26 protein-coding genes are annotated in these 26,101 nt (G+C 69.9%); 22 read left to right on the top strand and 4 right to left on the bottom strand.

Going from position 1 to position 26,101, the window contains the following annotated elements:
* The first annotated feature begins 39 nt into the window (after positions 1-39).
* The 4 genes from MJ607_RS20195 (at position 40) to MJ607_RS08715 (ending at position 3,315) form a co-directional block, all read left to right on the top strand.
* The gene (locus tag MJ607_RS20195) at positions 40-207 is read left to right on the top strand and encodes a hypothetical protein (protein WP_243075171.1); all 168 of its coding nucleotides are present in this window, start codon (positions 40-42) and stop codon (positions 205-207) included.
* 53 nt (positions 208-260) lie between these two features.
* A complete protein-coding gene (locus MJ607_RS08725) occupies positions 261-986 on the top strand; it encodes a PH domain-containing protein (RefSeq protein WP_243075170.1) in 726 nt (241 codons plus the stop codon).
* A gap of 205 nt (positions 987-1,191) precedes the next feature.
* Positions 1,192-2,640, top strand: a complete 1,449-nt coding sequence (rpsA, locus tag MJ607_RS08720; protein WP_243075169.1) for a 30S ribosomal protein S1 — start codon at positions 1,192-1,194, stop codon at positions 2,638-2,640.
* A 126-nt stretch (positions 2,641-2,766) separates the two neighbouring features.
* The gene (locus tag MJ607_RS08715) at positions 2,767-3,315 is read left to right on the top strand and encodes a GIY-YIG nuclease family protein (RefSeq protein ID WP_243075168.1); all 549 of its coding nucleotides are present in this window, start codon (positions 2,767-2,769) and stop codon (positions 3,313-3,315) included.
* A 9-nt stretch (positions 3,316-3,324) separates the two neighbouring features.
* Here MJ607_RS08715 and MJ607_RS08710 read toward each other — a convergent pair whose 3' ends face one another.
* From MJ607_RS08710 to MJ607_RS08700, 3 genes are read right to left on the bottom strand one after another with little or no spacing between them, the layout of a single operon-like run.
* Positions 3,325-4,620: a hypothetical protein gene (locus tag MJ607_RS08710; protein WP_243075167.1), complete on the bottom strand. Its 1,296-nt coding sequence runs from the start codon at positions 4,618-4,620 to the stop codon at positions 3,325-3,327.
* Positions 4,617-5,597, bottom strand: a complete 981-nt coding sequence (locus MJ607_RS08705) for a hypothetical protein (RefSeq protein WP_243075166.1) — start codon at positions 5,595-5,597, stop codon at positions 4,617-4,619. Before MJ607_RS08705 ends, MJ607_RS08710 begins: the two co-directional genes overlap by 4 nt.
* Positions 5,594-6,469, bottom strand: a complete 876-nt coding sequence (locus MJ607_RS08700) for a hypothetical protein (RefSeq protein WP_243075165.1) — start codon at positions 6,467-6,469, stop codon at positions 5,594-5,596. Before MJ607_RS08700 ends, MJ607_RS08705 begins: the two co-directional genes overlap by 4 nt.
* A 197-nt stretch (positions 6,470-6,666) precedes the next feature.
* Here MJ607_RS08700 and MJ607_RS08695 point away from each other — a divergent pair, with 197 nt between their 5' ends.
* From MJ607_RS08695 to uvrB, 6 genes are all read left to right on the top strand, one after another.
* Positions 6,667-7,389 carry a hypothetical protein gene (locus MJ607_RS08695; RefSeq protein WP_243075164.1) on the top strand — a complete coding sequence of 241 codons (723 nt, stop codon included), beginning with the start codon at positions 6,667-6,669 and terminating at the stop codon, positions 7,387-7,389.
* A 37-nt stretch (positions 7,390-7,426) separates the two neighbouring features.
* Positions 7,427-8,044 (top strand): dephospho-CoA kinase, encoded by a 618-nt coding sequence (coaE, locus tag MJ607_RS08690; protein ID WP_243075163.1) that lies wholly within the window; start codon positions 7,427-7,429, stop codon positions 8,042-8,044.
* Positions 8,045-8,150: 106 nt separating this feature from the next.
* Entirely contained in the window at positions 8,151-8,783 is a 633-nt protein-coding gene (locus MJ607_RS08685) for a hypothetical protein (protein WP_243075162.1), read from the top strand.
* Positions 8,784-8,810: 27 nt separating this feature from the next.
* Entirely contained in the window at positions 8,811-9,047 is a 237-nt protein-coding gene (locus tag MJ607_RS08680) for a hypothetical protein (protein WP_243075161.1), read from the top strand.
* A 210-nt stretch (positions 9,048-9,257) separates the two neighbouring features.
* Entirely contained in the window at positions 9,258-9,887 is a 630-nt protein-coding gene (locus MJ607_RS08675; protein WP_243075160.1) for a hypothetical protein, read from the top strand.
* A gap of 81 nt (positions 9,888-9,968) precedes the next feature.
* Complete coding sequence (gene uvrB / locus MJ607_RS08670; protein WP_243075159.1) at positions 9,969-12,041, top strand: excinuclease ABC subunit UvrB; 2,073 nt, start codon at positions 9,969-9,971, stop codon at positions 12,039-12,041.
* Between the two features lie 58 nt (positions 12,042-12,099).
* Here the strand turns inward: uvrB and MJ607_RS08665 are convergent, their stop codons facing one another.
* Positions 12,100-12,348 (bottom strand): hypothetical protein, encoded by a 249-nt coding sequence (locus tag MJ607_RS08665; RefSeq protein WP_243075158.1) that lies wholly within the window; start codon positions 12,346-12,348, stop codon positions 12,100-12,102.
* A 47-nt stretch (positions 12,349-12,395) separates the two neighbouring features.
* Here MJ607_RS08665 and MJ607_RS08660 point away from each other — a divergent pair, with 47 nt between their 5' ends.
* The 12 genes from MJ607_RS08660 to MJ607_RS08605 all read left to right on the top strand — a co-directional run bounded on the left by MJ607_RS08660 (position 12,396) and on the right by MJ607_RS08605 (position 26,051).
* A complete protein-coding gene (locus MJ607_RS08660; protein ID WP_243075157.1) occupies positions 12,396-12,857 on the top strand; it encodes a MarR family winged helix-turn-helix transcriptional regulator in 462 nt (153 codons plus the stop codon).
* A 128-nt stretch (positions 12,858-12,985) separates the two neighbouring features.
* A complete protein-coding gene (locus MJ607_RS08655; protein ID WP_243075156.1) occupies positions 12,986-14,461 on the top strand; it encodes a 5'-nucleotidase C-terminal domain-containing protein in 1,476 nt (491 codons plus the stop codon).
* A gap of 103 nt (positions 14,462-14,564) precedes the next feature.
* On the top strand, positions 14,565-17,507 hold the full coding sequence (uvrA, locus tag MJ607_RS08650) for an excinuclease ABC subunit UvrA (RefSeq protein ID WP_374238042.1): 2,943 nt from the start codon (positions 14,565-14,567) through the stop codon (positions 17,505-17,507).
* Between the two features lie 5 nt (positions 17,508-17,512).
* Positions 17,513-19,462, top strand: a complete 1,950-nt coding sequence (gene uvrC / locus MJ607_RS08645) for an excinuclease ABC subunit UvrC (protein ID WP_243075155.1) — start codon at positions 17,513-17,515, stop codon at positions 19,460-19,462.
* 86 nt (positions 19,463-19,548) lie between these two features.
* Positions 19,549-20,433 carry an RNase adapter RapZ gene (gene rapZ, locus MJ607_RS08640; protein WP_243075154.1) on the top strand — a complete coding sequence of 295 codons (885 nt, stop codon included), beginning with the start codon at positions 19,549-19,551 and terminating at the stop codon, positions 20,431-20,433.
* Between the two features lie 39 nt (positions 20,434-20,472).
* Positions 20,473-21,450, top strand: coding sequence for a DNA-binding protein WhiA (whiA, locus tag MJ607_RS08635; RefSeq protein WP_243075153.1), 978 nt, complete (start codon positions 20,473-20,475; stop codon positions 21,448-21,450).
* A gap of 159 nt (positions 21,451-21,609) precedes the next feature.
* Complete coding sequence (locus MJ607_RS08630; RefSeq protein ID WP_243075152.1) at positions 21,610-22,236, top strand: superoxide dismutase; 627 nt, start codon at positions 21,610-21,612, stop codon at positions 22,234-22,236.
* A gap of 103 nt (positions 22,237-22,339) precedes the next feature.
* The gene (gap, locus tag MJ607_RS08625; protein WP_243075151.1) at positions 22,340-23,350 is read left to right on the top strand and encodes a type I glyceraldehyde-3-phosphate dehydrogenase; all 1,011 of its coding nucleotides are present in this window, start codon (positions 22,340-22,342) and stop codon (positions 23,348-23,350) included.
* A gap of 8 nt (positions 23,351-23,358) precedes the next feature.
* The gene (gene pgk / locus MJ607_RS08620; RefSeq protein WP_243075150.1) at positions 23,359-24,573 is read left to right on the top strand and encodes a phosphoglycerate kinase; all 1,215 of its coding nucleotides are present in this window, start codon (positions 23,359-23,361) and stop codon (positions 24,571-24,573) included.
* A complete protein-coding gene (tpiA, locus tag MJ607_RS08615; protein WP_243075149.1) occupies positions 24,564-25,355 on the top strand; it encodes a triose-phosphate isomerase in 792 nt (263 codons plus the stop codon). Before pgk ends, tpiA begins: the two co-directional genes overlap by 10 nt.
* Before the next feature lie 91 nt (positions 25,356-25,446).
* Positions 25,447-25,695 (top strand): preprotein translocase subunit SecG, encoded by a 249-nt coding sequence (gene secG, locus MJ607_RS08610; RefSeq protein WP_243075148.1) that lies wholly within the window; start codon positions 25,447-25,449, stop codon positions 25,693-25,695.
* A complete protein-coding gene (locus tag MJ607_RS08605) occupies positions 25,695-26,051 on the top strand; it encodes an RNA polymerase-binding protein RbpA (protein WP_243075147.1) in 357 nt (118 codons plus the stop codon). The genes secG and MJ607_RS08605 overlap by 1 nt, the downstream gene beginning before the upstream one ends.
* Positions 26,052-26,101: the final 50 nt, after the last annotated feature.

Raw genomic sequence — 26,101 nt, 5'->3', positions numbered from 1 at the left:
GATCGCCCGCTGCCGCACACCCGAAAGGATCCCCTCCTCGTGAAGCTCGTCAAACGCATCTCGATCGCGCTCGTCATCGCCTTCGCCGTCTTCTATCTCGTGACGCGTCCGCAGGATGCCGCGAACGCCGTCCAGGGCGTCATCGGCGCCGTCTGGGGCGCCGTGACCGCGATCGTCGACTTCTTCACAGCGCTCGTCGCCGGCTGACGTTGTTCGATCCGCGGATCGAGAGGCACCTGATCGCGGATCAGGGCGAGATCGTGATCGACGAGGTGCGCAAGCACTGGGCCGCGCTCGTCGGCGCCGTGCTCGAGTTGACCGGCGGACTCCTCGTGGCCTTCCTCTCGGTCCTCGTGCCCGTCGAGGTGTGGTGGCTGCCGTTCGCGGTGGGCGCCGCGCTGTCCATCCACGCGGGATGGCGGATCCTCGAGCGCCGGCTCGACCGCTTCGTCATCACGAACATGCGGGTCTTCCGCGTGCATGGCATCCTCTCGCAGCGGATCGCGACGATGCCCCTCGCGCGCATCCTCGACATCTCGGTGCACAAGCCCTTCATCGGGCGCATCCTCGGCTACGGCCACTTCGTGTTCGAGTCGGCTGCCCAGGAGCAGGGGCTCCGCGAGATCCGCTTCGTTGGCGACCCCGACGGCCGCGGCATCACGATCCAGCGCGTCATCGCGCAGTCCGGACTCCGCGGTGCGATCCAGGCGACGGGCGCTCCGCCGGCTGCACCAGCTTCCGCACCCGTCGAGGGGGCCGTGGATGCCGCACCCCAGGCCCCGTCCGCGCCCCTCGTGCCCGAGTCGGCGCCGATCCCGCCCCGTCCGCCGTTGCCGGCGAGCCGCGCCGGATGGGACTGGCTCGCCGATGCGCAGCAGCGCGAACAGGATCATCTGTCGCGCCTCCGTGGCGAGGAGCCGGGGCGCGGCATCCCGCCGTTCGACCCGGATCGCACCCCCACGGCGCCTATTCCGACCACCCGCTGACCGGACCTCTGCCGACCCGCGCGTTCTGATACCCTGGAGTGTCACTCGTGTGGCTGTCTCGCCACGCCCGGGAACCAGGTTCGCGCCGGTCTCCCAGTGACACGCACAATCCGCTTCGCATCGGTCGAAGCATCCGTTCGCGCTCGCGCGGTCGGGTGCCGCAGCCGAAGCCTGACACCCCAACCCAACAAGGACAACCCACTACATGACTACCGCAACGGCCGCCCCGGCCACCAAGCAGATCGCGATCAACGACATCGGATCTGCCGAGGACTTCCTGGCAGCGGTCGAACTGACCATCAAGTCCTTCAACGACGGAGACCTCATCGAAGGCACCGTCGTGAAGATCGACCGCGACGAGGTCCTCCTCGACGTCGGCTTCAAGACCGAGGGCGTCATCCCCTCGCGCGAACTCTCCATCAAGCACGACGTCGACCCCAACGAGGTCGTCAAGGTCGGCGACGAGGTCGAGGCCCTGGTTCTCCAGAAGGAGGACAAGGAAGGCCGTCTCATCCTGTCCAAGAAGCGCGCGCAGTACGAGCGTGCGTGGGGCGACGTCGAGAAGATCAAGGAGACCGACGGTGTCGTCACCGGTTCGGTCATCGAGGTCGTCAAGGGTGGTCTCATCGTCGACATCGGCCTCCGCGGCTTCCTCCCGGCTTCGCTCATCGAGCTCCGCCGCGTCCGCGACCTGACGCCGTACCTCGGCCAGGAGATCGAGGCGAAGATCCTCGAGCTCGACAAGAACCGCAACAACGTCGTGCTCTCGCGCCGCGCCCTGCTCGAGCAGACGCAGTCCGAGTCGCGCACCACGTTCCTCAACAACCTGCACAAGGGCCAGGTCCGCAAGGGCACCGTCTCGTCGATCGTCAACTTCGGTGCGTTCGTCGACCTCGGCGGCGTCGACGGCCTCGTGCACGTCTCCGAGCTCTCGTGGAAGCACATCGAGCACGCGTCCGAGGTCGTCGAGGTCGGCCAGGAGGTCACCGTCGAGATCCTCGAGGTCGACCTGGACCGCGAGCGCGTGTCGCTCTCGCTCAAGGCGACGCAGGAGGACCCGTGGCAGGTCTTCGCCCGCACGCACGCGATCGGCCAGATCGCACCGGGCAAGGTCACCAAGCTCGTTCCGTTCGGTGCGTTCGTCCGCGTCGCAGACGGCATCGAGGGCCTCGTGCACATCTCGGAGCTCTCGGGCAAGCACGTCGAGCTCGCTGAGCAGGTCGTCTCGGTCGGCGAAGAGGTCTTCGTCAAGATCATCGACATCGACCTCGAGCGTCGCCGCATCTCGCTCTCGCTGAAGCAGGCGAACGAGTCGGTCGACCCCAACGGCACCGAGTTCGACCCGGCCCTCTACGGCATGGCCACGGAGTACGACGAGCTCGGGGAGTACAAGTACCCCGAGGGCTTCGACCCCGAGACCAACGCCTGGAAGGAAGGCTCGGACGAGGCTCGCGAGAAGTGGGAGCTCGAGTACGCGGCTGCCCAGGCTCGCTGGGAGGCGCACAAGGCTGCCGTCGTCAAGGCCGCCGAGGCCGAGGCCGCCAACCCGATCGTCGAGGCTCCGTCCTCGTTCTCGTCCGACAGCGGCCCCTCGGGCACGCTCGCGGACGACGAGGCGCTCGCCGCTCTGCGCGAGAAGCTCTCGGGTCGCTGATCTCGACTGAATCCGGTGATTGAGCAGCGCTAAGCGCTTATCGAAATCGGGAAGGGCCGTCACCTCCGGGTGGCGGCCCTTCCGCCGTCTCCGGGGAATGTCGGGGCCGGCTCGTACGCTCGGGTCGTGTCCTCCCGCTGTCTTGTGAATGACGGATGCCGCGGCGACGTCCCCGCCGACGCACCGCTCGCCCTGTGCGAACTGCATCTCGCGGTCGCCGCCGACTGGGCGGCGTCGGCGTACGGCGTGACGGACGCGCTGCCGGCGCCGTGCCGGCTGTGCGGGTCGCGGCTCGGAATCCGTCATCCCTCGGGGTGGCTGTGCGCGACGTGCGAGTTCCGGCACGGCGACATCGTCGACGACGAGCTGCCGCCGCCGCGCGTCGACGTCGTCTACTACCTCGGCTACGCCGATCGCGTGAAGATCGGCACGACGTCGAATCCGCGGCAGCGCTTCGCCGCGATCTGGCACGATGATCTGCTCGCGCTCGAGCGCGGCGACCGGCACCTCGAGCGCCGCCGCCATGCGGAGTTCGCCGCCGACCGCTTCGACTCGACGGAGTGGTTCGCGCACTCGGACGCCCTGAGCGCCCACGTCGAGGCGCTGCGCGCGGGGCGGGATCCGTGGGAGGACTACCTGCGCTGGGTCAGCGAGGCGGTCGCGCTGCGGGGCTGACCGGGACGACTATTCGGCGGGCGTCGTGACGGTCGGCTCGGTGTCGGCGGGTGCGGCGGCTACGGCTTCAGGCGCGGGCTCTGTGGCGGGCTCTGCCGCCGAGCTCTCGGTCGTGGCCGGTTCACCCGCCGCGTCCTCGGGCGGAAGGCGCGGCTCGACGTCGGCGGCCGGCTCGATCGAGGCCTCGGGAGCCTCCTCGGGAACGAGGAGCGCTTCCGTCGCGATCGCCGCGAAGGCGGTCGGTGGCGGCACGATCTCGCCGCCGTTGTCGACGGTCCACCCGTCGAAGAGCAGCAGCGGGTCGTCGGCGAAGTCGGCGAGGCTCTGCTCGGTGAGGGGACCGCAGAGGCTCGTGGGCGAATCGCCCGGCCCGGCCCACGGGTGCGCGCTCTCGTCGTAGCCGAACGTGCAGGGGTCGTCGACCACGAGGTCCGCGCCCTGGTATTCGTACTTCGGACCTTCGACACTGCCGCCCTTGCTGCACGCGATCGTGTCTGGTGCGACCTGATCGCGCACACTCTTGAGCGTGCGGAACAGATCGCACACGGGTTCCCCGTAGCCGGGCGGCTCGGGCTGCGGGTCGAGCGGATCGAAGGTGACGGGATCGAGGTCGATCCGGTCCATCGCCTCGTCGCCGTACCGGTCGATGGCGAGCGTGAAGTAGGCGTTGCCGAGGTCGGCACGCCCGACGCAATGCGCCAGCCCTGCCACGTACATGACGGTGTATCGCGGCGTGTTGAACTGCCACAGGATGCTCAGAGTGGTCGCGGCGAGGAAGTTCGCGGCGCTCGTGCACGACGAGCGGAGCGCGCCGTAGGCGGGGCCGTCGTTGCCCGTGACGCTCGTGTCGGTCGGGGGGAGCCCCCACGCGTAGGTCGTGGTGCCTCCCGAGCCTCCGGACCCGCCGGACCCGCCTGAACCGCCGGACCCGCTCGAGCCGCTGGAGCCGCCGGAGCCGCCGGAGCCGCCTGCGCCGCCTGACCCTCCCGATCCGCCCCTGCTCCCGTTGTCCCGCGCGCCGGAACCGCCGGAGCCTCCCGAGCCGCCCGATCCGCCGTCCGCGACGGGCGGGGCCGGATCGGGGACCGCGTCGTCCGGTTGGGCCGGGGGAGCGGCATCCGTCCCCTCGTCCTCGGGCTCGACGACCGTGCCGCCGTCCGCCTGGGGGTCGTCCTGGCCCGGGTCCGACCCGTCCTCGATCGAATCCTCGACGACGGGCGAGTACTCGCCGCACGAGGTGAGCCCCACCGTGAACAGCAGCAGGACCGTGAGCGTCAGCGCGGTGCGCACGGTTGCGGTCTTCATGACGTTGCCTCCTCGCAAGGGGGATAGTCCGCGTCCCGGCTGTCACCGGACACATCGCGGACGAAGCTGTAGCGCAGTCCCTCTGCCCCGATCGGCAGGACGACCACGACGCCGTACTGCGGCGTCCAGCCGTCCGAGATCAGGAAGTAGTTCCCGCCTGTCGATTCAAGGAGGCGCAGGCCGCGGTAGTGATACCTGATGTCGCGGCCTTCTCCGAGGCACGACGTCTCGACGCCGGGGGCGACGATGTCGAGCGGCTCCACGCTGTCGACCTCGACGCTCGGCAGGCTCGCGACGTGCTGCGGGAACTCCCGGGCGAGCTCGGTGCCCTGGACCGTCGCGAAGTTCGTGGCAGACCAGAACAGTCCGACGGCGACGAGCACCGCGATGGACCCGCGCAGGACGCCCTCGGTGAGGGGTGCGAACCCGACGGAGTCCGTCAGATGCGCGCGCAGGCCGAAGCTGTAGAGCAGCAGGAGGAGGCCGGCGGCGCAGACGAGCGGCCACAGGACGTAGGTCGCGGCGTAGCCGATGAACACCATGACGATGCCGACCAGGAAGAGGCCGACGGCGACGACCCACAGCCAGCGCGCGATGAGCTGCACGATCCGCTCGTCGTCGCCGAGACGGGCGCGGCGCCGCTGGAACCACTGGTCGAACCCGACCCACACGAGCCCGGCCGCGGCGGCGAGGACCGGCAGGATGAACACCGATTGCACGCTGCGTCGCACGTAGTCGTCGACCGTCATCCCCAGGATCGCCTCGTCGATGCCGAGCAGCGTCGCCATGCGGTCGCTGCGCACCCAGCCGAAGTAGACGAGCAGGGCGGTGAGCACACCGACGTTGACGAGCACGGCGAGGAGCGCCTTGACCATCCCGCCGCGCAGGGCCTGATTGCCTCCTGCGTCCTGTCCGCCGTCCGCGTCGGCCGCCTCGTCGACGTCGTCGAGTGGAGGGATGCCGCCGATGCCGGTCACTGGCCGCTCCCAGGGGTCGGATCCGCGGAGACCGATGGGGACGGCTCGATGCCGGCATCCGGCGTCTGCGGCCTCGGCGGGGTCGCGACCGGGACGCAGAAGGCGGGCGTCGCATCCGCCGCGCTCGCGGGGGCCACGCCGCTCTCGTCGACGTCGAACGTGCACGGGTCGTCCCACAGGACCACCTGGCCGTCGTCGGGCGTGTCCCATACCTCGCTGCGGAACGACGGCGCCGACCCTCCCTGGCACGAGAGCGACTCCGGCGGCACCTGACGCAGCACGCTCACGAGCGTGCGGTACAGGTCGCACTCGGGCTCGCCGTATCCGGGCGCACCGAGCGGCTCGAGCGGCTCGCCCGATCCGTCGGGCTTCTTGGGGTCGCCCGGGCGGTCGGTTCCCGCGAGGCCGTATGCCGAGATCGCGCCCTCCGTCCAGGCGCGCGCGAGGCCGAAGTCGCCGTGGCACTCGATCGCGAGCGCCGAGCTGTAGAAGGCGACGTACCGGGGGTTCGTGAGGTTCCAGAACGGCTGGTCGTCGAGGTCGATCTGCGACAGGAAGGCGTGCGCACTGTCGCAGCCGCGCAGCAGCGCCGCGTAGGCCGGTCCGTCGTTGCCCTGCACGCTCGGATCGCTCGGCGGGAGGCCCCACGCATAGGTCACTTCGTCTTCGCCCTCGTCGTCGTTCGGCTCGGTCGTCGGGGTCGGCGTCGCGCTCGGACTCGACGAGCTCGGCGAGGGAGCGGCATCCGGAGTCGTCTCTCCGTCGTTGCCCGGCGCGTACTCGCCGCACGCCGTGAGCGCGAGCGCGAGCGCGAGCAGGACCAGGAGCGCGCCCGCCGCCCGCAGCGGCTGCCCGTGGATCGTGCGTGACACCAGAGCACCCCCGCGTCCTGTGTCAGCCGCTGAGCGGCGTTCCGCCGGGGACCGAAGGCCCGCCGGTTGTTGCGAACATTACACCCGGCCCGCGGGGTGGTCACGGCCGGATCCGCGCGTGCCGTGGCAGCGAGTCACAGCAAGATTCGAGTCTCGCGATATACCGTGAGCAGTCCCCGCAACCCATGGAGGACACGATGGGATTCCTGGACAGGCTCTTCGGCACCGAGCGGACGAACCGTCAGGCGCCGCCCGTCCCGCAGAACCCGTACGCCGCCCCGGCATACGGCGCGCCCGCCGCGCCGCCGGCGTACGGGCAGACGCCGCTCACGCCGCCGCCGTTCGGCCAGCAGGCCGCACCGCAGCCGGGCCCCGGCATGCAGCCGCCGCGCAGCGAGGACGAGATGGCGATCGAGCGCTACCGGTACCTGCTGCGCACAGCCCCGCCCGAGACGATCGAGCAGGTGCACGCGGAGGCGTTCTCGAAGCTCTCACCCGCGCAGCGCCAGCAGGTGCTCACGGAGCTGCGAGCCGGCCTTCCGCCCTACGAGCAGCCGCAGGCGAGCGACCCGCGCTCGCTTGCGCGCGCCGCGACACGGGCCGAGTACCGCAATCCCGGCTTCATGGAGCGCACTCTGGGACGCCCCGGCTCGCCCTACGGTGCACCGGGCGGCTCGCTCATGGGCCCCATCGTCGGCTTCGTCGTCGGCTCGGCGCTCGTCAGCGCGATCATGGCCCCGACGTTCGCGTACGACGCGGGGTTCCAGGACGGGTCGACGGATGCCGCGGGCGACGCCGGTGCCGATCCGGCAGCCGATGCGTCGGCGTGGGGCGACTCCGGATCCGGCTGGGGCGGCGACGGCGGAGGCTTCGGCGACCTCGGGGGCGGGGACTTCGGGGGCGGCGACTTCGGGTTCTGACCCGCCGCGACGACGGGTCGTGGGCCAGACTGGCACCATGCCTCTCATCGCGCTCACCGGAGGCATCGCCTCGGGCAAGTCCACGATCGCTGCCCGGCTCGCCGAGCGCGGCGCCGTCGTCGTCGACGCCGACCGCATCGTCCGAGACGTCCAGCAGCCGGGGTCGCCGGTGCTCGCCGACATCGCGGCCGAGTTCGGGGCATCCATGATCCTCGCCGACGGCACGCTCGATCGTCCCCGGCTCGGCGCGAAGGTGTTCGGCGACGACGATGCGGTGTCGCGTCTCAACGCGATCGTGCATCCCGCCGTGCGCGTCGAGTCGGCGCGCCGCTTCGCCGACGCGTTCGCGGACGACCCCGAGGCCGTCGTCGTCTATGACGTGCCCCTCCTCGTCGAGGCGCGCGTGGGCGACCCGTGGGAGCTCATCGTCGTCGCGCACGCCCCCGCCGACGTGCGTCTGGGCCGCCTTGTCGAGCTGCGGGGATTCAGCGAGACGGATGCCGCGGCGCGCCTCGCCGCGCAGGTCTCGGATGACGCCCGCCTCGCCGTCGCCGATGTCGTGATCGACACCGCCGGGTCGATCGACGAGACACTGCGCCAGACCGACCAGCTGTGGGACGACCTGCCCGGGCTCATCGCCGACCGCGCCCGCTGACGAACCGACCACCGGGCCTGCTCAGCGGGCTCCCCGCCACGCGCGCCGACCTTATGGCGAGACGTCGCGGAGAGTAGCCTGTGGCCACCGCACAAGGAGGTGCGATATGAGCCTTCTCTCCCGATTCCGGCGCAAGAAGTCGTACGAGGCCATCACCGACGAGGAGCGCATCGCGCGCTACGTCTATCTGCTGAACAGCCTTCCCGCGAGCGTCATCGAGAAGGCGCATGCGTCGGCCTTCAAGGAGCTTCCGCCGGACAAGCGGCGCGAGATGTTCGAGCAGCTGCGGCCCTTCATGTCCGAGGCCGAGCGGGACGCGGCATCCGATGATCCGAATGTCTTCGCGAAGCTCATGGGCCGTGCGAACGAGCGTCGCCTGCAGCGGATGAACGGCGAGACCGTCGATGGTGTGACGAAGACCGCGACCGCTCCCGAGGATCCGCGCGACTCCGTCGATCCGCTCGACGCCATCGATCGTGACATCGTGCTGGCACTCGCGGTGGGCTTCATGCTGACGGAATCCGTCAACTCGTACTACCTGTACGGCGCGGGATCACTCAACCTCGGCTACGAGCCGGGCTGGGTCGGCGCGATGGTCGACCCGGGCGTTGCCGGATTCAGTGGGCCGGGTCACGGTGGATGGTCCGACGGCGGAGGGTTCGACGGGGCCGGATTCGATGCCGGCGGCTTCGGCGGGTTCGACGGCGGCGGGGGCGGCGACGGCGGCGGCGGCGGCTGATCGGCCATCCCGTCGAGGGGGCGCGCGATGGGTTTCATATCCCGCTTTCTGCACACGGGAGCCGTGGAGTCCCACTTCCTGCGCGGGCCGGGCGCCTTGACGCTCGGCTACGAGCCGGACTGGGTGGGCAGGCTCGTGGATCCCCGCGCTGCGGGCTTCGGGGCGGGAGCCGCCGGCCGATTCGACCCCAGTTACAAGAGCCTGCCCGCACCGGACGTCGGCGGTGGCGGCGCGGGCGCCGTGGGCGGGGAAGCCACCGGCTGAGCCGCCCGGAGCGTCACAACGGTGGCGGCCGACGCCCGCGGCATCCGCCCCTCGCGAACGCCGGCCCCGGTGTCGGAACCCCCGCCTGCTCGGACGACGGCTCGGACCTGCCCGGGCTCATCGCCGACCGCGCCCGCTGACGAGCCGGTGCGCGATCGTTCCGCCGCACACCCGCGCCGGGTAGCCTGATCGCACACAGGGAGGTGCGACATGAGTCTGTTCTCGAGGTTCCGCCGCAAGAAGACGCCGTACGCCGCCGTCTCCGACGAGGAGCGCATCGCGCGCTACCTCTATCTGCTCGGCACGCTCCCCGCGAGCGTCATCGAGAGCGCGCACGCCTCCGCCTTCAAGGATTTGCCCCCGGAACGCCGACGCGAGATGGTCGAGCGGCTGCGGCCCTTCATGTCCGAAGCGGAGCAGGCTGCGGCATCCGATGACCCGACGGTGCTCGCGAAGCTCGTGCGGCGCGCGGAAGAGCGCCGGGCGGCCCGGGAGAACGCGCAGACGGATGCCGCGGCACCGCGCGCGACGACGACTCTGGAGTCCGACCCGCGCGACGCGGTCGACCCGCGGAACATCCTCCGCGACACGGGCGTCATGACGATCGTGGCGACTCACTTCATGATGTCGGCATCCATCAACTCTTACTTCCTCGTCGGCGCCGGATCGCTCACCCTCGACGGCGAGCCGGGCTGGGTCGGCGACATGGTCGACCCCGGCCCGACGGGCGGCTCGGACTTCGGCGGCTTCGAGGGAGGCGGCGGGTTCGACGGCGGAGCGGGCGGCTTCGACGCGGGCGGGTTCGGAGGCGGCTTCGACGGAGGCGGCGGGTTCGGCTGAGCGGGGCGTGAAGGGGAGCCGCGGCATCCGCCCCTCGCGAACGCCGGCCCCGGTGTCGGAACCCCCGCCTACGCTGGAACGGTGCAGACCACACGTTCCGTGCGGCCCTTCGAGGTCATCAGCGAATTCGAGCCGAGCGGCGATCAGCCGCAGGCGATCGCAGAGCTCGCGGCGCGCATCAATGCGGGCGAGACCGACGTCGTGCTGCTCGGCGCGACGGGTACGGGCAAGTCCGCGACGACCGCGTGGCTCGTCGAAGCCGTCCAGCGCCCGACGCTCGTGCTCGCCCACAACAAGACTCTCGCGGCGCAGCTCGCGAACGAGTTCCGCGAGCTCATGCCCAACAACGCGGTCGAGTACTTCGTCAGCTACTACGACTACTACCAGCCCGAGGCGTACGTCCCGCAGACCGACACCTTCATCGAGAAGGACTCGTCGATCAACGCCGAGGTCGAGCGGCTGCGGCACTCGACGACCAACTCCCTGCTGAGCCGCCGCGACGTCATCGTGGTGAGCACGGTCTCGTGCATCTACGGCCTCGGGGCCCCCGAGGAGTATCTGCGGGCGATGGTGGCGCTGCAGGTGGGGGAGCGGTACGACCGCGACGCGATCATCCGCAAGTTCATCGCCATGCAGTACAACCGCAACGACGTCGACTTCTCGCGCGGCAACTTCCGCGTGCGCGGCGACACGATCGAGATCATCCCCGTGTACGAGGAGTACGCGATCCGCATCGAGATGTTCGGCGATGAGATCGAGGCGCTGTACATGCTGCACCCGCTCACGGGCGACGTGCTGCAGCGCATGGAGTCCGTGCCGATCTTCCCCGCGTCGCACTACGTCGCGGGCACCGATACGGTCCAGCGTGCGATCGGCACGATCGAGGACGAACTGGCCGAGCGCCTGAAAGAGCTCGAGTCGCAGCAGAAGCTGCTCGAGGCGCAGCGCCTCCGCATGCGCACGACCTTCGACCTCGAGATGCTGCAGCAGCTCGGCTTCTGCTCGGGCATCGAGAACTATTCGCGGCACCTAGACGGCCGCGCGCCCGGCGAGGCTCCGCACTGCCTGCTCGACTTCTTCCCGGACGACTTCCTCGTCGTGATCGACGAGTCGCACGCGACGGTCCCGCAGATCGGTGCGATGTACGAGGGCGATGCCTCCCGCAAGCGCACGCTCGTCGAGCACGGGTTCCGGCTGCCGAGCGCGATGGACAATCGGCCGCTGCGCTGGGACGAGTTCAAAGACCGCGTCGGCCAGACCGTCTATCTCTCCGCGACGCCCGGGCGCTACGAGATGGGCATCGCCGACGGCGTGGTCGAGCAGATCATCCGCCCGACGGGCCTCGTCGACCCGCACATCGTCGTGAAGCCGTCGAAGGGGCAGATCGACGATCTGCTCGAAGAGATCCGCGTCCGCGCCGAGCGCGACGAGCGCGTGCTCGTGACGACCCTCACGAAGAAGATGGCCGAAGAGCTCACCGACTTCCTCGGCGAGCACGGCGTCCGCGTGCGGTACCTGCACTCCGACGTCGACACGCTCCGCCGCGTCGAGCTGCTGACCGAGCTGCGCGCCGGCGTCTACGACGTGCTCGTCGGCATCAACCTGCTGCGCGAGGGCCTCGACCTGCCCGAGGTGTCGCTCGTGTCGATCCTCGACGCCGACAAGGAGGGGTTCCTCCGCTCCGGCACGTCGCTCATCCAGACGATCGGGCGCGCGGCCCGCAACGTCTCGGGCGAGGTCCACATGTACGCCGACACCGTCACCGACTCGATGCGCAACGCGATCGAAGAGACCGATCGGCGCCGCGACAAGCAGATCGCGTACAACCTCGAGAAGGGCATAGACCCGCAGCCGCTGCGCAAGAAGATCGCCGACATCACCGAGGTGCTCGCGCGCGAGGCGTCCGACACGAAGGCGATGCTCTCGCGCAAGGAGAACAAGTCGGGCCGGGGCAAGTCCCCGACACCTCGACTGCGGCGGGAGGGGATCGCGGCCGAGGGCGCCGAGCAGCTCGAGGCGACGATCGGCGACCTGTCCGACCAGATGCTCGCGGCAGCGGGCGAGCTCAAGTTCGAGCTCGCGGCGCGGCTCCGCGACGAAGTGCAGGACCTCAAGAAGGAGCTGCGGGCGATGGAGCGCGCGGGGCACGCGTAGCCCGTCGAGGTCGCTCAGGGCCGGGGCGGACCAGGCGCTCAGCGACCGCCTTCGATGGCTAGGGGCAGTGCATGAGCGGCTTGGGCCCGCTGCGATCGAACGTGTGCTCCGTCATCGCGTGACCGCACAGCGGGCACGCGCGCTCGGCGCGCTCCGCCGCCGACGGAGGCGGTGTCGTCTCGTATGGTCCGACGGCCGCGGGGCCCGCCGCGCGGATGAGCTTGGCGTTGGCCCACGCATACCAGCCGCCTGCCTCGCGCACGCGGTCGCGTAGGGACGAGCGTTCGGGGGAGGCGGCATCCTTCATCACAATGCTTAGTGTACTAAACATTCGTGCGCTGTAGGATCAAGTGCGTGGACCCGCGCGACGACCTCCTCAAGCTCGAGAACCAGCTGTGCTTCGCCCTCGTGACGGCGGCGCGCAACGTCGTCGCTCTCTACCGGCCGGTGCTCGAGCCGCTCGGGCTGACGCATCCGCAGTATCTCGTCATGCTCGCGCTGTGGGAGGAGGCGCCGCGCTCGCTCGGCGCGCTCGCCGATGACCTTGCGATGGAGCCCGCGACGCTCTCGCCGCTCGTCAAGCGCCTCGAGGCGCAGGGCAGGGTCACGCGCTCGCGGCGCCCGGGGGACGAGCGTGTGCTCGAGATCGGGCTCACCGACGAGGGCCGCGCGCTGCGCAGGCTCGCCCTCGACGTCCCGGGGCAGATCATGCAGAGAACGGGAATGGATGCCGTTGCCCTCGCCGCGCTGCGCGACGGACTCGTCCCGTTCGCGGGCGGGCGCCTGCGCGACGAGACGCGCGTCGCGGCATTCTGAGCGGCACCGCCGACGTCACTCGCGAGGGGGCGAGCCGCCCCTTCCGCACGGCGGGTCGCCGTCGATAGGGTCGAGACGAAGCGCCATCCGTCAGAAGCTCCACCTCGCCCGCGCCGAGAGGAAGCCCCGTGCGATCCCGCTCCATCCCTTCACGTTCCACGCGCCGCCGATCCGCCGTCGCCCTCGTCGCAGCGGCCCTGGTCGCAGGAGCCCTCGTCGCGACGCAGCCCGCGTCGGCCGAGGAGCTCGGGGTCTCGCCCTGCGGCGTGCCCGACACGGTGCCAGAGCCCGTCGCCCCGCCGGGGCCGGACGCCGAGGCTAGGACCCGGGCCGAGGCCGGGATCGCGGCCGTCCAGACGAGCGGGCGCATCACGGCCGACCTCAACCGCGGCCGCGAGCCCGGAGGAGGCATCTCGCAGGGCGCCGAGTCGACGCTGAGCAACTTCATCGCCGACGTGCAGCTGTGGGACGTCCAGCGGAGCCGGCCGCAGGCGCAGATCGCGCTCGTCTACGCGGCCGCCGTGCAGGCCGACCTCACGTACGCGTCCTCAGGTCTCGAGGAACCCGACGGCAACGTCACGCCGGATGAGGTCCTCGCCGTGCATCGCGATGTTCTGAGCCTGTGCACGCTGCAGCTCACGGGCGCCGAGCTGCGGACGGTCCTCGAGCAGCAGTGGACGCCCGGCGATGTGCGCCTGCCGCTCGGGAAGCTCGCGACCTCGAAGGACCTCACCTACGTGACCGACTACACGGCGCCCATCGGCTCGCGCGTGTCGCACGTCTTCTTCCAGGGACAGCCGGTCGCCGCCGACGCCCTCTTCACGATCGCGCTCGACTCCCAGCTCGCTTCGGGCGCCTACGGCTTCCCCGGCCTGCGCGACGCGACGGGCCGCGGCAATGTCGGCACCACCAATCTGAACGCGCTCTTCCAGTGGTTCGATGCGTTCGAAGTGGCCTCGCCCGATTACGCCCAGCGCTCGATCGGCGTCACGGTGGTGCCGCGGGGGCCGGGCGGGCTCCTTCCGGGCGCCCCGCTGCGCGTCGACGTCTCGTCCTTCGAGTTCACGACGAACGAGGCGCGCGCGATCGAGGCGCGCGTCGGGTTCGGGCCGACCTATTCGTCGCAGTGGAGCAATCCCGTCGACGCGTCGCTCGTGCGGGGCACCGATGAGACGGGTCGCGCGTCGGTCTTCCCGACGATCCCGTCCGATGCGAGCGGAACGACGCAGATGCGCATCGACTCGATCTATACCGGGACGAGCTTCACGATCCCGATCGAGGTCGAGGATGCGACGTTCGAGCCCGCTCCCAGCACGACGTACGGGACGCCCAGCAAGATCCTCGCCAAGGTGGGCACGCCCATCACGCTGACGGTCCAGGTGGCCTCGCCCGGCCCGACGAACGTCATCGGCGAGGTCTCGATCTACGACGGCGGCAAGGCCAGGGCGATCGCCTCGTCGGCGCTGCCCGCGGACGGCAGCGGACGCGTCGTGGTCACACTGCCCGCCCTGTCCAAGGGCGTGCACCTGATCTGGGTCAAGTACTTCGGGTCGCAGCTGCAGGAGCCGTCGCAGTCGAAGCGCGTTCCCGTCGTCATCTACTGAGAGACCGGATGCCGCGGCATGCGCCGTGGCCGCGGCATCCCCCTTTCGCGGCCGGCGAACACCCGCCGGACCCGGTGTCGGAGGCCCCGCCTAGACTTGTCGGGTGCCCATCGTCCCTGTCACCGCGCCCGGAAACAGCATCCCCCACGTCGCCGCCAAGAACGGCTCCGCGGGGCATCTCAGCGTGCGCGGAGCGCGCGTGCACAACCTCAAGAACGTCGATCTCGACATCCCGCGCGACTCCCTCGTCGTGTTCACGGGGCTCTCGGGCTCGGGCAAGTCGAGCCTCGCGTTCGACACGATCTTCGCTGAAGGGCAGCGTCGTTACGTCGAGTCGCTGAGCGCCTACGCGCGCCAGTTCCTCGGTCAGGTCGACCATCCCGACGTCGACTTCATCGAGGGCCTCAGCCCTGCCGTGAGCATCGACCAGAAGTCGACGAACCGCAACCCTCGCTCGACGGTCGGCACCATCACCGAGATCCACGACTACATGCGCCTCCTGTGGGCGCGCATCGGCGTGCCGCACTGTCCCGAGTGCGGCGAGACGATCCAGCGGCAGACCGTGCAGCAGATCGCCGACCAGCTCGTCGATCTGCCCGAGCGCACGCGGTACCAGATCGTCGCCCCCGTCGTGACGCAGAAGAAGGGCGAGTTCGTCGATCTCTTCCGCGAGCTCGGCGCCAAGGGCTACGCGCGCGCCATCGTCGACGGCGAGCTCATCCAGCTCGCCGAGCCGCCGACGCTCAAGAAGAGCTACAAGCACGACATCGCGGTCGTCGTCGACCGCCTCGTCGCGGGACCCGACATCCTGGGCCGCGTCACCGATTCGGTCGAGACGGCGCTGAGCCTCGCGAGCGGCACCATGCAGGTCAACTTCGTCGACGAGGAGGGCGACGCCGCGTGGCAGAACTTCTCCGAGAAGCTCGCGTGCCCCAACGGCCACGCGCTCCAGCTCACCGAGATCGAGCCGCGCACGTTCTCGTTCAACGCCCCGTTCGGCGCCTGCCCCGCGTGCTCGGGTCTCGGCACGCGCATGTCGGTCGACGTCGACCTCATGCTCGCCGATGAAGACCTCTCCATCCGTGAAGGCGTCATCATCCCCTGGACGACGCAGGGCAAGGGCCTCTTCCAGTACTACGAGCGCCTCCTGGAGGGGCTCGCGCACGACCTCGGCTTCTCGCTCGACACGCCGTGGCGCATGCTGCCCGAGGCCGTGCAGGAGGCGGTGCTGCGCGGCGAGAACTACAAGGTCACCGTTCGCTGGAAGAACCGGTACGGCCGCGAGATGCGCTACTCGTCCGGCTTCGAGGGCGTCGTGCCCTACATCGAACGGCAGTACGTGCAGGCCGAGTCCGACACGCAGCGCCAGCGCTGGGCCGACTATCTTCGCGAAGTCCCGTGTCCCGTCTGCAACGGCGATCGACTCAAGCCCGAAGTGCTGTCGGTGCTCGTCCACGGGCATTCGATCGCGGATGCCTCGCGCCTGAGCCTCGCCGACGCGCAGGCCTACTTCGCGACCCTCGAGCTGACGCCGCGCGAGGCGGTCATCGCTGCGCAGGTGCTGCGCGAGATCCGTCTGCGCCTCGAATTCCTCATCCAGGTCGGGCTGAGCTACCTCAACCTGAGCCGCGCCGCCGGTTCGCTCTCAGGCGGGGAGGCGCAGCGCATCCGCCTCGCGACGCAGATCGGCTCGGGCCTCACGGGGGTCCTGTACGTGCTCGACGAGCCGTCGATCGGCCTGCACCAGCGCGACAACCGCCGCCTCATCGAGACCCTCATCAAGCTCCGCGATCTCGGCAACACGCTGATCGTCGTCGAGCACGACGAAGAGACGATCCACGCGGCGGACTGGATCGTCGACATCGGCCCGCGCGCCGGCGTCGACGGGGGAGAGGTCGTGCACTCGGGGCCGCTCGCCTCGCTGCTCGAGGACTCCGACTCGATCACGGGCGACTACCTCGCGGGCCGCCGCGAGATCCCGACGCCGACCAAGCGCCGCCGCATCGACAAGAGCCGGCGCATCACGGTCGTCGGAGCGCGCGAGAACAACCTGCAGAACGTCACGGCCGACTTCCCGCTCGGCGTGCTCACCGCCGTCACCGGTGTGAGCGGCTCGGGCAAGTCGTCGCTCGTGAACGACATCCTGTACCAGGTGCTCGCGACGCGCCTCAACGGCGCGCGCCGCGTCGCCGGCAAGCACACGCGCGTGACGGGGCTCGACAACCTCGACAAGGTCGTGCACGTCGACCAGGCGCCCATCGGCCGCACGCCGCGCTCCAACCCGGCGACCTACACGGGCGTCTTCGACCGCGTCCGCACGCTCTTCAGCGAGACGCCCGAGGCGAAGGTGCGCGGCTACCAGCCGGGCCGCTTCAGCTTCAACGTCAAGGGCGGGCGCTGCGAGGCGTGCTCCGGCGACGGCACGATCAAGATCGAGATGAACTTCCTCCCCGACGTCTACGTCGACTGCGAGGTCTGCCACGGCAAGCGGTACAACCGCGACACGCTCGCCGTGCACTACAAGGGCAAGAACATCGCCGAGGTGCTCGAGATGCCGATCGCCGAGGCGGCGGAGTTCTTCGAGCCCATCCAGGCGATCCACCGCTACCTGCGCACGCTCGTCGACGTCGGCCTCGGGTACGTGCGTCTCGGCCAGTCGGCGACGACGCTCTCGGGCGGCGAGGCGCAGCGCGTCAAGCTCGCGACCGAACTGCAGCGCCGGTCGAACGGCCGCTCGATCTATGTGCTCGACGAGCCGACGACGGGTCTGCACTTCGAAGACGTGCGGCGCCTGCTCGAGGTGCTGAACAGCCTCGTCGACAAGGGCAACACCGTCATCGTCATCGAGCACAACCTCGACGTCATCAAGTCCGCGGACTGGATCATCGACCTCGGACCAGAGGGCGGCTCGGGCGGCGGCGAGATCGTCGCGACGGGCACGCCCGAGCAGGTCGCGCGCGCCGAGGGCAGCCACACGGGCGTCTTCCTCGCGGAAGCGCTGGGCGCGGGCAGGGCCGGGTCCGCCGCCGTGCGCAAGGCCGGCTGAGGCCCGTGGGCGCGCCGACTCGCACCCCCACGGTCGCCTACAAGCCGAAGCCAGGAGAGATCCCGACCAATCCGGGCGTCTACCGCTTCCGCGACGCGGACGGCCGAGTGCTGTACGTCGGCAAGGCGAAGAACCTGCGCGCGCGCCTCTCGAACTACTTCGCGCCCCTGCACACGCTGCACGAGCGCACGCGGCGCATGGTCACGACCGCGGCATCCGTCGAGTGGACCGTCGTCGCGACCGACGTCGACTCGCTGCAGCTCGAGTATCAGTGGATCAAGGAGTTCGATCCGCCGTTCAACGTGCGCTACAAGGACGACAAGTCGTACCCGTTCATGGCGATCACACTCGCCGACGAGGCGCCGCGCGTCATCGTGACGCGCAATCCGCGTATCAAGGGCGCCAAATACTTCGGCCCGTATCCCAAGGTGTGGGCCGTGCACGGGGTCATCGACGAGATGATCAAGGTCTTCCCGATCCGCACGTGCAGCGACTCGTCGTACAAGAAGGCGATGGCGACGGGCCGCCCGTGCTTCCCGGGTCAGATCGGCCGCTGCGGCGGCCCGTGCTCGATGAAGGTCACGATCGAGGAGCACCGCGCGATCGTCGACGACTTCGTCGCGTTCATGGCCGGCGGCGACCAGCGCTTCACGAAGCAGCTCACGGCGCGCATGCGCGCGGCATCCGTCGCCATGGACTACGAGTCCGCCGCGATCTACCGCGACAAGCTGCAGGCGATCGACGCCGTCCTCAACAAGAGCGCCCTCGTGCTCGCCGCCGACACCGACGCCGACCTCTTCGGCATCGCCGAGGACGAGCTCGCCGCGACGGTGCAGCACTTCGTGATCCGCGGCGGCCGCGTGCGCGGCGTGCGCGCGACGACGATCGAGAAGGAGCTCGACATCACCGGCGCCGAGCTCGTCGACCAGGTGCTGCAGCGCACGTACGGCGGCGCGAGCGCCCTCGACATCCCGCGGCAGGTGCTCGTGCCCGTCCTGCCCGACGACGCGGTCGAGCTCGAGGAGTGGCTGCGCGAGCGCCGGGGCCGCAGCGTCTCGATCCAGGTAGCGCAGCGCGGACGCAAGGCCGAGCTCATGAAGACCGCGACCCTCAACGCGCAGCAGGCGCTCATCCTGCACAAGACCCGCCGCACGAGCGACTACGTCGCGCGCTCGCAGGCGCTCACGGATCTCCAGGAGGCGCTCGGGCTCGCCGAGTCGCCGCTGCGCATCGAGTGCTTCGACGTCTCGCACCTCGGCGGCACGAACGTCGTGGCCTCGATGGTCGTCTTCGAAGACGGGCTCCCGCGCAAGGACCAGTACCGCTCGTTCAAGGTCGACGAGACGACCGACGACACGGATTCGCTCTATCAGGTGCTGACGCGGCGCCTCGCGTACGTCGACCGCCGCGACGCCGACGACCCGGCAGCGGGCTCAGGACCCCTGGGGATCGAGGATGCCGCGACCGCGGCCGTCAGCGACGAGGACGGTGTCGTCACCGAGCGTCGCAAGCCCCGCTTCGCCTACCGTCCGCAGCTGCTCGTCGTCGACGGCGGACAGCCGCAGGTCGAGGCCGCGGCACGCGCCCTCGCCGATTCGGGGCACGAGGGCATCGCACTGTGCGGCATCGCGAAGCGGCTCGAAGAGGTGTGGCTGCCGGGCGAGGACTTCCCCGTCATCCTGCCTCGCACGAGTGAAGCGCTCTACCTGCTCCAGCGCCTCCGCGACGAGGCGCACCGGTTCGCCATCACGCACCAGCGCAAGCGCCGGCGGCGCGACATCCAGAGCGTCCTGGCGGAGGTCCCCGGCCTCGGCGACGCGCGCATCAAGGCGCTCCTGCGGCATTTCGGCTCGGTCACGGCGCTCAAGCAGGCCAGCCCGGACGAGATCACGGCGCTGCCCGGGGTCGGTCCCAAGCTCGCGGCATCCATTCACGCGCACCTCGTCGGGTCCTGAGCCGGCCCGAGGGGTCTCGCCCGCGTGCCCCGCTGGACGGCCGGCCGTGAATCCTCGCTAGGCTGAATGCGACGACGGGGGTGGTCATGGCGGAAGCGGCGATCGAGGAGCCGGGCGAGGTTCTGATCGTCACGGGGATGTCGGGGGCCGGCCGTTCGACGGCGGCCGACGCGCTCGAAGACCTCGACTGGTACGTCGTGGACAACCTGCCGCCGCAGATGCTCAAGCCGCTGCTCGAGCTGACGGGTCTCGTCGGTGAGGCGCTGCCCCGCGTCGCGGTCGTCGTCGACGTGCGCGGCCGTGACCTGTTCACGGGACTTCCCGACGCCGCGCGGGCCCTCCGCGACGCCCGGCGGCAGGTGAGGGTGCTCTTCCTCGACGCGTCCGACGAGGTCCTCGTGCGGCGCTTCGAGGCGGTGCGCAGGCCGCATCCTCTGCAGGAGGACGGGACGATCCTCGACGGCATCCGGCGCGAACGGCAGCGCCTCGCGCTCGTGCGCGAGAGCGCCGACGACATCGTCGACACGTCGACGTACAACATCCACCAGCTCGCGACCCGCATCGTCGACCTGTTCTCGGCCGCGGGCGCCGCGAAGCACACGCTCACGATCCAGAGCTTCGGCTTCAAGTACGGCCTGCCGCCCGACGCCGACCTCGTCGCCGACATGCGGTTCCTGCCCAATCCCTACTGGGACGAGGCCCTGCGCCCGTTCACGGGCGAGTCCGATGAAGTGCGCGAATACGTACTGGAGCAGGAAGGCGCGGGGGAGTTCCTCGAGTCCTATGCGCGAGCGCTCGTCCCCGTCCTCGAGGGCTATCAGCGCGAGAACAAGCGGCACTCCGTCCTCGCCGTCGGCTGCACGGGCGGCAAGCACCGCTCCGTCGTCATGGCGAACGAGCTGGCCGCGCGCCTCGCGGCGGTGCCCGGGGTCGCGGTACGCGTCAAGCATCGGGACCTTGGCCGCGAGTAGGCTGGACGTTCGTCCCTGCACCGAAACACGAGGAGTCCTGTGTCGCTGACCGCCGACGTCAAAGCCGAGCTGACAGCCGTCCGCGACCCGCGGCCGACCGCGCGGGTCGCCGAGTTGACGTCGCTGCTGAGGTTCTCGGGCGGCCTGCACTCGATCGCGAACCGCGTCGCCGTCGAAGCCGAGCTCGACGGCGAGATCCTCGCCCGACGCGTCGCGCGCGACCTCGTCGAGCTGTACGGCGTGCGCCCCGAACTCGCGCTCGTGCAGGGATCCGGCACGCGCACGGGCAGCCTCTACGCCGTCCGCGTCATCGACGGCGGCGAGACGCTCGCGCGGCAGACGGGACTGCTCGACCAGCGTCGCCGCCCCGTCCGCGGACTTCCCAACAAGCTCACGACGGGCTCGCGCCCCGATCTCGCCGCCGTGTGGCGCGGCGCCTTCCTCGCCTCGGGCAACCTCAGCGAGCCCGGTCGCTCTGCGGCGCTCGAGATCGCGTGCCCCTCCGGCGAGGCCGCGATGGCGCTCGTCGGCGCGGCGCACCGTCTCGGCATCGCGGCCAAGGCGCGCGAGGTCCGCGGGGTCCCGCGCGTCGTCGTGCGCGAGGCCGAGGCGATCCGCCAGGCCCTTGCGGCGATGGGCGCGTCCCGCGCCGCCGCGGAATGGGACCAGCTGCGTCAGCGCCGCGAAGTGCGCGCCGGCGTCAACCGCCTCGTCAACTTCGACGACGCCAACCTGCGCCGCTCGGCGCAGGCGGCCGTCGCGGCGTGCGCGCGCGTCGAGCGCGCGCTCGAGATCCTCGGCGACGAGGTGCCCGACCACCTCCGCGAGGCGGGCGATCTGCGCCTCGCCCACCGCGACGCGAGCCTCGACGAGCTGGGCCACCACGCCGACCCGCCGCTCACGAAGGACGCCGTCGCGGGACGCATCCGCCGGCTCCTCGCAATGGCCGACAAGAAGGCCGAAGTCGACGGCATCCCGGGCACCGAAGCGGCCGTACCGATCGGCGCAGAGGACTGAGTCCATTGGATGCCGCGTCCTGCGACATCCCGCTCCCTTCCTCATCGTCATGCAGGGAAGCAACCTCTGAGCCGGTGCGTTGCCCCTCACTAGGATGAGATTCGTCACCCTCGCTGACGCCGGGAGCGCCTGGCGCAGCGCCGACAGGAAGAAGAGAACATGGCGAAGTACACGCTGCCCGAACTCACCTACGACTACGCCGCGCTCGCGCCGCATATCAGCGCGACGATCATGGAGCTGCACCACAGCAAGCACCACCAGGCGTACGTGACGGGCGCCAACACCGCGCTCGAGCAGCTCGCCGAGGCCCGCGACACGGGCAACCTGGCGAACGTCAACAAGCTCGAGAAGGACCTCGCCTTCAACCTCGGCGGCCACACGAACCACTCGATCTTCTGGACGAACCTCTCGCCGAACGGCGGCGACAAGCCGACCGGCGACCTCGAGTCCGCGATCGACGACCACTTCGGATCGTTCGACAAGTTCCAGGCGCACTTCACCGCCGCGGCCCTCGGCGTGCAGGGCTCGGGATGGGCGGGCCTCTTCTGGGACTCGATCGGCGAGAACCTGATCATCCAGCAGTTCTTCGACCAGCAGTCCTCGTTCGCGGCGGGCACCGTCCCGCTCCTGCTCCTGGACGTCTGGGAGCACGCGTACTACCTCGACTACAAGAACGTGCGCGCCGACTACGTCAAGGCGTTCTGGAACATCGCCGACTGGGCGAACGTTCAGAGCCGGTTTACGACGGCCCGCGAGAAGACGGCGGGCCTGCTGGTACTGTCATGATCAAGACGGCGGTCCCGGCGGGATCTGCCGCCGGGACGCCGTTGTCCAATCGTTGGAATGCAGCAATCGCGCTATCGCGCATGACACCTCCAGGAGTAATTCCGTGACTGTCAAGATCGGAATCAACGGCTTCGGCCGCATCGGACGCAACTACCTTCGCGCGGCCCTCGCGCAGGGCGCGGACCTCGAAATCGTCGCGGTCAACGACCTCACCGACAACAAGACCCTCGCCCACCTCCTCAAGTACGACTCGGTCGGCGGGCGACTGAGCGAAGACGTCTCGTACGACGCCGACTCGATCACGGTCGGCGGCAAGTCGATCAAGGTCTTCGAAGAGCGCGACCCCGCCAACCTCCCGTGGGGCGAGCTCGGCGTCGACATCGTCATCGAGTCGACCGGCCGCTTCACCAAGGCCGAGGACGCCAAGAAGCACATCGCCGGCGGGGCCAAGAAGGTCCTGATCTCGGCTCCCGCCACGGGTGACGACGTCACGATCGTGATGGGCGTCAACGAGGGCGACTACAACCCCGAGACCGACGTCATCATCTCGAACGCGTCGTGCACCACGAACTGCCTCGCGCCCCTCGCGAAGGTCTTCAACGACGCGTTCGGCATCGAGCGCGGCTTCATGATGACGGCTCACGCCTACACGGCCGACCAGAACCTGCAGGACGGCCCGCACGGCGACCTGCGTCGTGCGCGCGGCGCCGCCATCAACATCGTTCCGGCCTCGACGGGTGCCGCCAAGGCGATCGGCCACGTGCTCCCCGAGCTCAACGGCAAGCTGAGCGGCGGTTCGTACCGTGTGCCGGTGCCGACCGGCTCGATCGTCGACCTGACGATCATCACCCCCACCGAGGGCCTGACGATCGAACAGGTCAACGCGGCCTACGCCGCGGCCGCGGCCGAGGGCTCGCTCGTCGGGTACCTCAAGTACACGGCGGACCCGATCGTCTCGAGCGACATCCAGCTCGACCCGCACTCGTCGATCTTCGACTCCGAGCTGACCAACGTGAGCGGAAACCTCGTGAAGGTCTCGGCGTGGTACGACAACGAGTGGGGCTACTCGAACCGCCTCGTCGACCTCACCGAGTACGTCGCCGAAAAGCTGTAAGCGCCATCATGGCCCTGCGCACCCTCGACTCGCTGGGTTCGCTGGCCGGCAAGCGCGTCATCGTCCGTGCTGATCTCAACGTTCCTCTCAAGGACGGGATCATCACGGACGATGGCCGTGTGCGGGCCACGCTCCCCACGCTGAACGCCCTCATCAACCAGGGCGCCCGCATCATCGTCTGCTCGCACCTCGGTCGCCCCGACGGCGAGCCGAACCCGAAGTACAGCCTCGAGCCGGTCGCGCAGCGACTCTCGGAGCTGCTCGGCAAGCCCGTCGCGTTCGCACGCGACACGGTGGGGGAGTCGGCCCGCGAAGCGGTCGCCGCCCTCGAGGACGGGGATGTCGCCGTCATCGAGAACCTGCGGTTCAACCCCGGCGAGACCGCGAAGGACGAGGCCGAGCGCGGCGCGTTCGCCGCACAGCTCGCCGAGCTCGGCGACGTGCTCGTCTCGGACGGCTTCGGCGTCGTCCACCGCAAGCAGGCGTCGGTGTACGAGCTCGCTCAGCTCGTGCCCTCCGCCGCGGGCCTGCTCATCGCGGCAGAGCTCGACGTGCTCGACCGCCTCACCGAGACCCCTGAGCGGCCCTACACGGTCGTCCTGGGCGGCTCGAAGGTCAGCGACAAGCTCGGTGTCATCTCGCACCTCCTGCCGCGTGTGGACCGCCTCCTGATCGGCGGCGGCATGCTCTTCACCTTCCTCGCGGCCCAGGGCCACAAGGTCGGCTCGAGCCTGCTCGAGGCTGACCAGCTCGACACGGTGCGCGACTACGTGCGCCGCGCCGAGGAGTCGGGCGTCGAACTCGTGCTCCCGACCGACATCGTCGTGGCGTCGAAGTTCGGCGCCGATGCGGAGCACCAGATCACGCGCGCCGATCAGATCGAAGACACCCCGTTCGGAGCATCCGGACTCGGCCTCGACATCGGACCCGAGACGGCGGAGCGCTTCGCGGCGCTCGTGCGCGACTCGAAGACGGTGTTCTGGAACGGGCCCATGGGCGTCTTCGAGCTCGCCCCCTTCGCCGCCGGCACCAAGGCCGTCGCGAAGGCCCTCACCGAGGTCGAAGGACTCTCGGTCGTCGGCGGCGGCGACTCCGCCGCTGCCGTGCGTCAGCTCGGCTTCGCCGACGACGAATTCGGACACATCTCGACGGGCGGCGGCGCGAGCCTCGAGTTCCTCGAGGGCAAGAAGCTTCCCGGACTGGAGGTCCTCGGATGGCAGTGAACGGCCGTACCCCGCTGCTCGCGGGCAACTGGAAGATGAACCTCGACCACCTGCAGGCTGTCGCGTTCGTGCAGAAGCTGCATTGGACGCTCAAGGACGCCAAGCACGAGGACGGCTCGGTCGAGGTCGCGGTTTTCCCGCCCTTCACCGACCTGCGCACGGTGCAGACGCTGCTCGACGCCGACAAGATCCCGTTCGCCCTGGGCGCGCAGGACCTGTCGACGAAGGACTCCGGCGCCTACACGGGCGAGGTCTCGGGCGCGTTCCTCGCGAAGCTCGACGCCACCTACGTCATCATCGGTCACTCGGAGCGGCGCGAATATCACGCCGAGACCGACGACGTCGTCGCAGCGAAGGTCCAGGCGGCGCTGCGGCACGGCCTCGTGCCCGTGATCTGCGTCGGCGAGACGCTGGAGCAGCGTGAGGAGTCCGGGCCGACCGCCGTCTCGGTTTCGCAGCTGAATGCCGCGCTGGAGGGTGTGCCCGCAGACGCCGACTTCGTCGTCGCCTATGAGCCCGTCTGGGCCATCGGCACGGGGCAGGTCGCCTCGCCCGAGCAGGCGCAGGAGGTGTGCGCCGCGGTGCGGGGCGTCATCGCCGAGAAGCTCGGAAAGGATGCAGCGGATCGCACTCGAGTCCTCTACGGCGGCTCGGTCAAGTCGGCGAACATCGCGAGCTTCATGCGCGAGCCTGATGTCGACGGTGCCCTGATCGGCGGCGCGAGCCTCGTCGTGGACGAGTTCGCGGCGATCATCCGCTATCAGAAGCACGTCGGGGTCTGACCCGGCGGTATACTCGATCCTTGTGCGACCGCCAGGACGCACCCCCATGCTCCGGCGGTCCGCGGGATCGCAGCGAAAGGCTTCAACGACTGTGCCAATCCTCGAGTTCGTCCTGCAGGTGATCCTCGGTATCACGAGCCTCCTGCTGACCCTCCTCATCCTGCTCCACAAGGGGCGCGGCGGCGGCCTGTCCGACATGTTCGGCGGCGGCCTCACCTCGTCCCTCGGCTCCTCGGGGCTCGCAGAGCGCAACCTCAACCGCTTCACGGTCATCCTCGCGCTCTCGTGGTTCGTGTCGATCGTGGCGCTGGGCCTCATCACGAAATTCCAGGGACTCTGATGGCTACGGGCGGAAACGCGATCAGGGGCACGCGCGTCGGCGCGGGCCCGATGGGCGAGCAGGACCACGGCTACCACGCCGAGCGTGTTGCGATCTCGTACTGGGACGCACTCGGCAACGAGACGATCCGGTACTTCGCGGCGGGCATCCCCGAAGAGGAGATCCCCGACACGATCGACTCACCGCACTCGGGTCTGCCGGCCGGGCGCGACAAGGAGAACCCTCCTGCGCTCGCCAAGACCGAGCCGTACAAGACGCACCTCGCCTACGTGAAGGAGCGCCGTACGGAGCAAGAGGCGGAGACGCTTCTCGACGACGCGCTCCAGCAGCTCAAGGAGCGTCGCGGCGAGAGCTGAGACATCCAGTAAACGAAGACGGACCGCACCCTCGGGTGCGGTCCGTCCTC

Source organism: Microbacterium sp. SS28, from assembly GCF_022761035.1.
Classification (GTDB): Bacteria; Actinomycetota; Actinomycetes; order Actinomycetales; family Microbacteriaceae; genus Microbacterium.
This window is presented reverse-complemented; position numbering and strand designations above follow the sequence as displayed.

Coding starts and splice junctions, on each gene's coding strand:
- rpsA (WP_243075169.1), top strand. CDS start 1,192: ATGACTACCGCAACGGCCGCCCCGGCCACCAAGCAGATCGCGATCAAC.
- MJ607_RS08710 (WP_243075167.1), bottom strand. CDS start 4,620: ATGAAGACCGCAACCGTGCGCACCGCGCTGACGCTCACGGTCCTGCTG.
- MJ607_RS08695 (WP_243075164.1), top strand. CDS start 6,667: ATGGGATTCCTGGACAGGCTCTTCGGCACCGAGCGGACGAACCGTCAG.
- coaE (WP_243075163.1), top strand. CDS start 7,427: ATGCCTCTCATCGCGCTCACCGGAGGCATCGCCTCGGGCAAGTCCACG.
- MJ607_RS08685 (WP_243075162.1), top strand. CDS start 8,151: ATGAGCCTTCTCTCCCGATTCCGGCGCAAGAAGTCGTACGAGGCCATC.
- MJ607_RS08680 (WP_243075161.1), top strand. CDS start 8,811: ATGGGTTTCATATCCCGCTTTCTGCACACGGGAGCCGTGGAGTCCCAC.
- MJ607_RS08675 (WP_243075160.1), top strand. CDS start 9,258: ATGAGTCTGTTCTCGAGGTTCCGCCGCAAGAAGACGCCGTACGCCGCC.
- MJ607_RS08665 (WP_243075158.1), bottom strand. CDS start 12,348: ATGAAGGATGCCGCCTCCCCCGAACGCTCGTCCCTACGCGACCGCGTG.
- rapZ (WP_243075154.1), top strand. CDS start 19,549: ATGGCGGAAGCGGCGATCGAGGAGCCGGGCGAGGTTCTGATCGTCACG.
- MJ607_RS08630 (WP_243075152.1), top strand. CDS start 21,610: ATGGCGAAGTACACGCTGCCCGAACTCACCTACGACTACGCCGCGCTC.
- pgk (WP_243075150.1), top strand. CDS start 23,359: ATGGCCCTGCGCACCCTCGACTCGCTGGGTTCGCTGGCCGGCAAGCGC.
- tpiA (WP_243075149.1), top strand. CDS start 24,564: ATGGCAGTGAACGGCCGTACCCCGCTGCTCGCGGGCAACTGGAAGATG.
- MJ607_RS08605 (WP_243075147.1), top strand. CDS start 25,695: ATGGCTACGGGCGGAAACGCGATCAGGGGCACGCGCGTCGGCGCGGGC.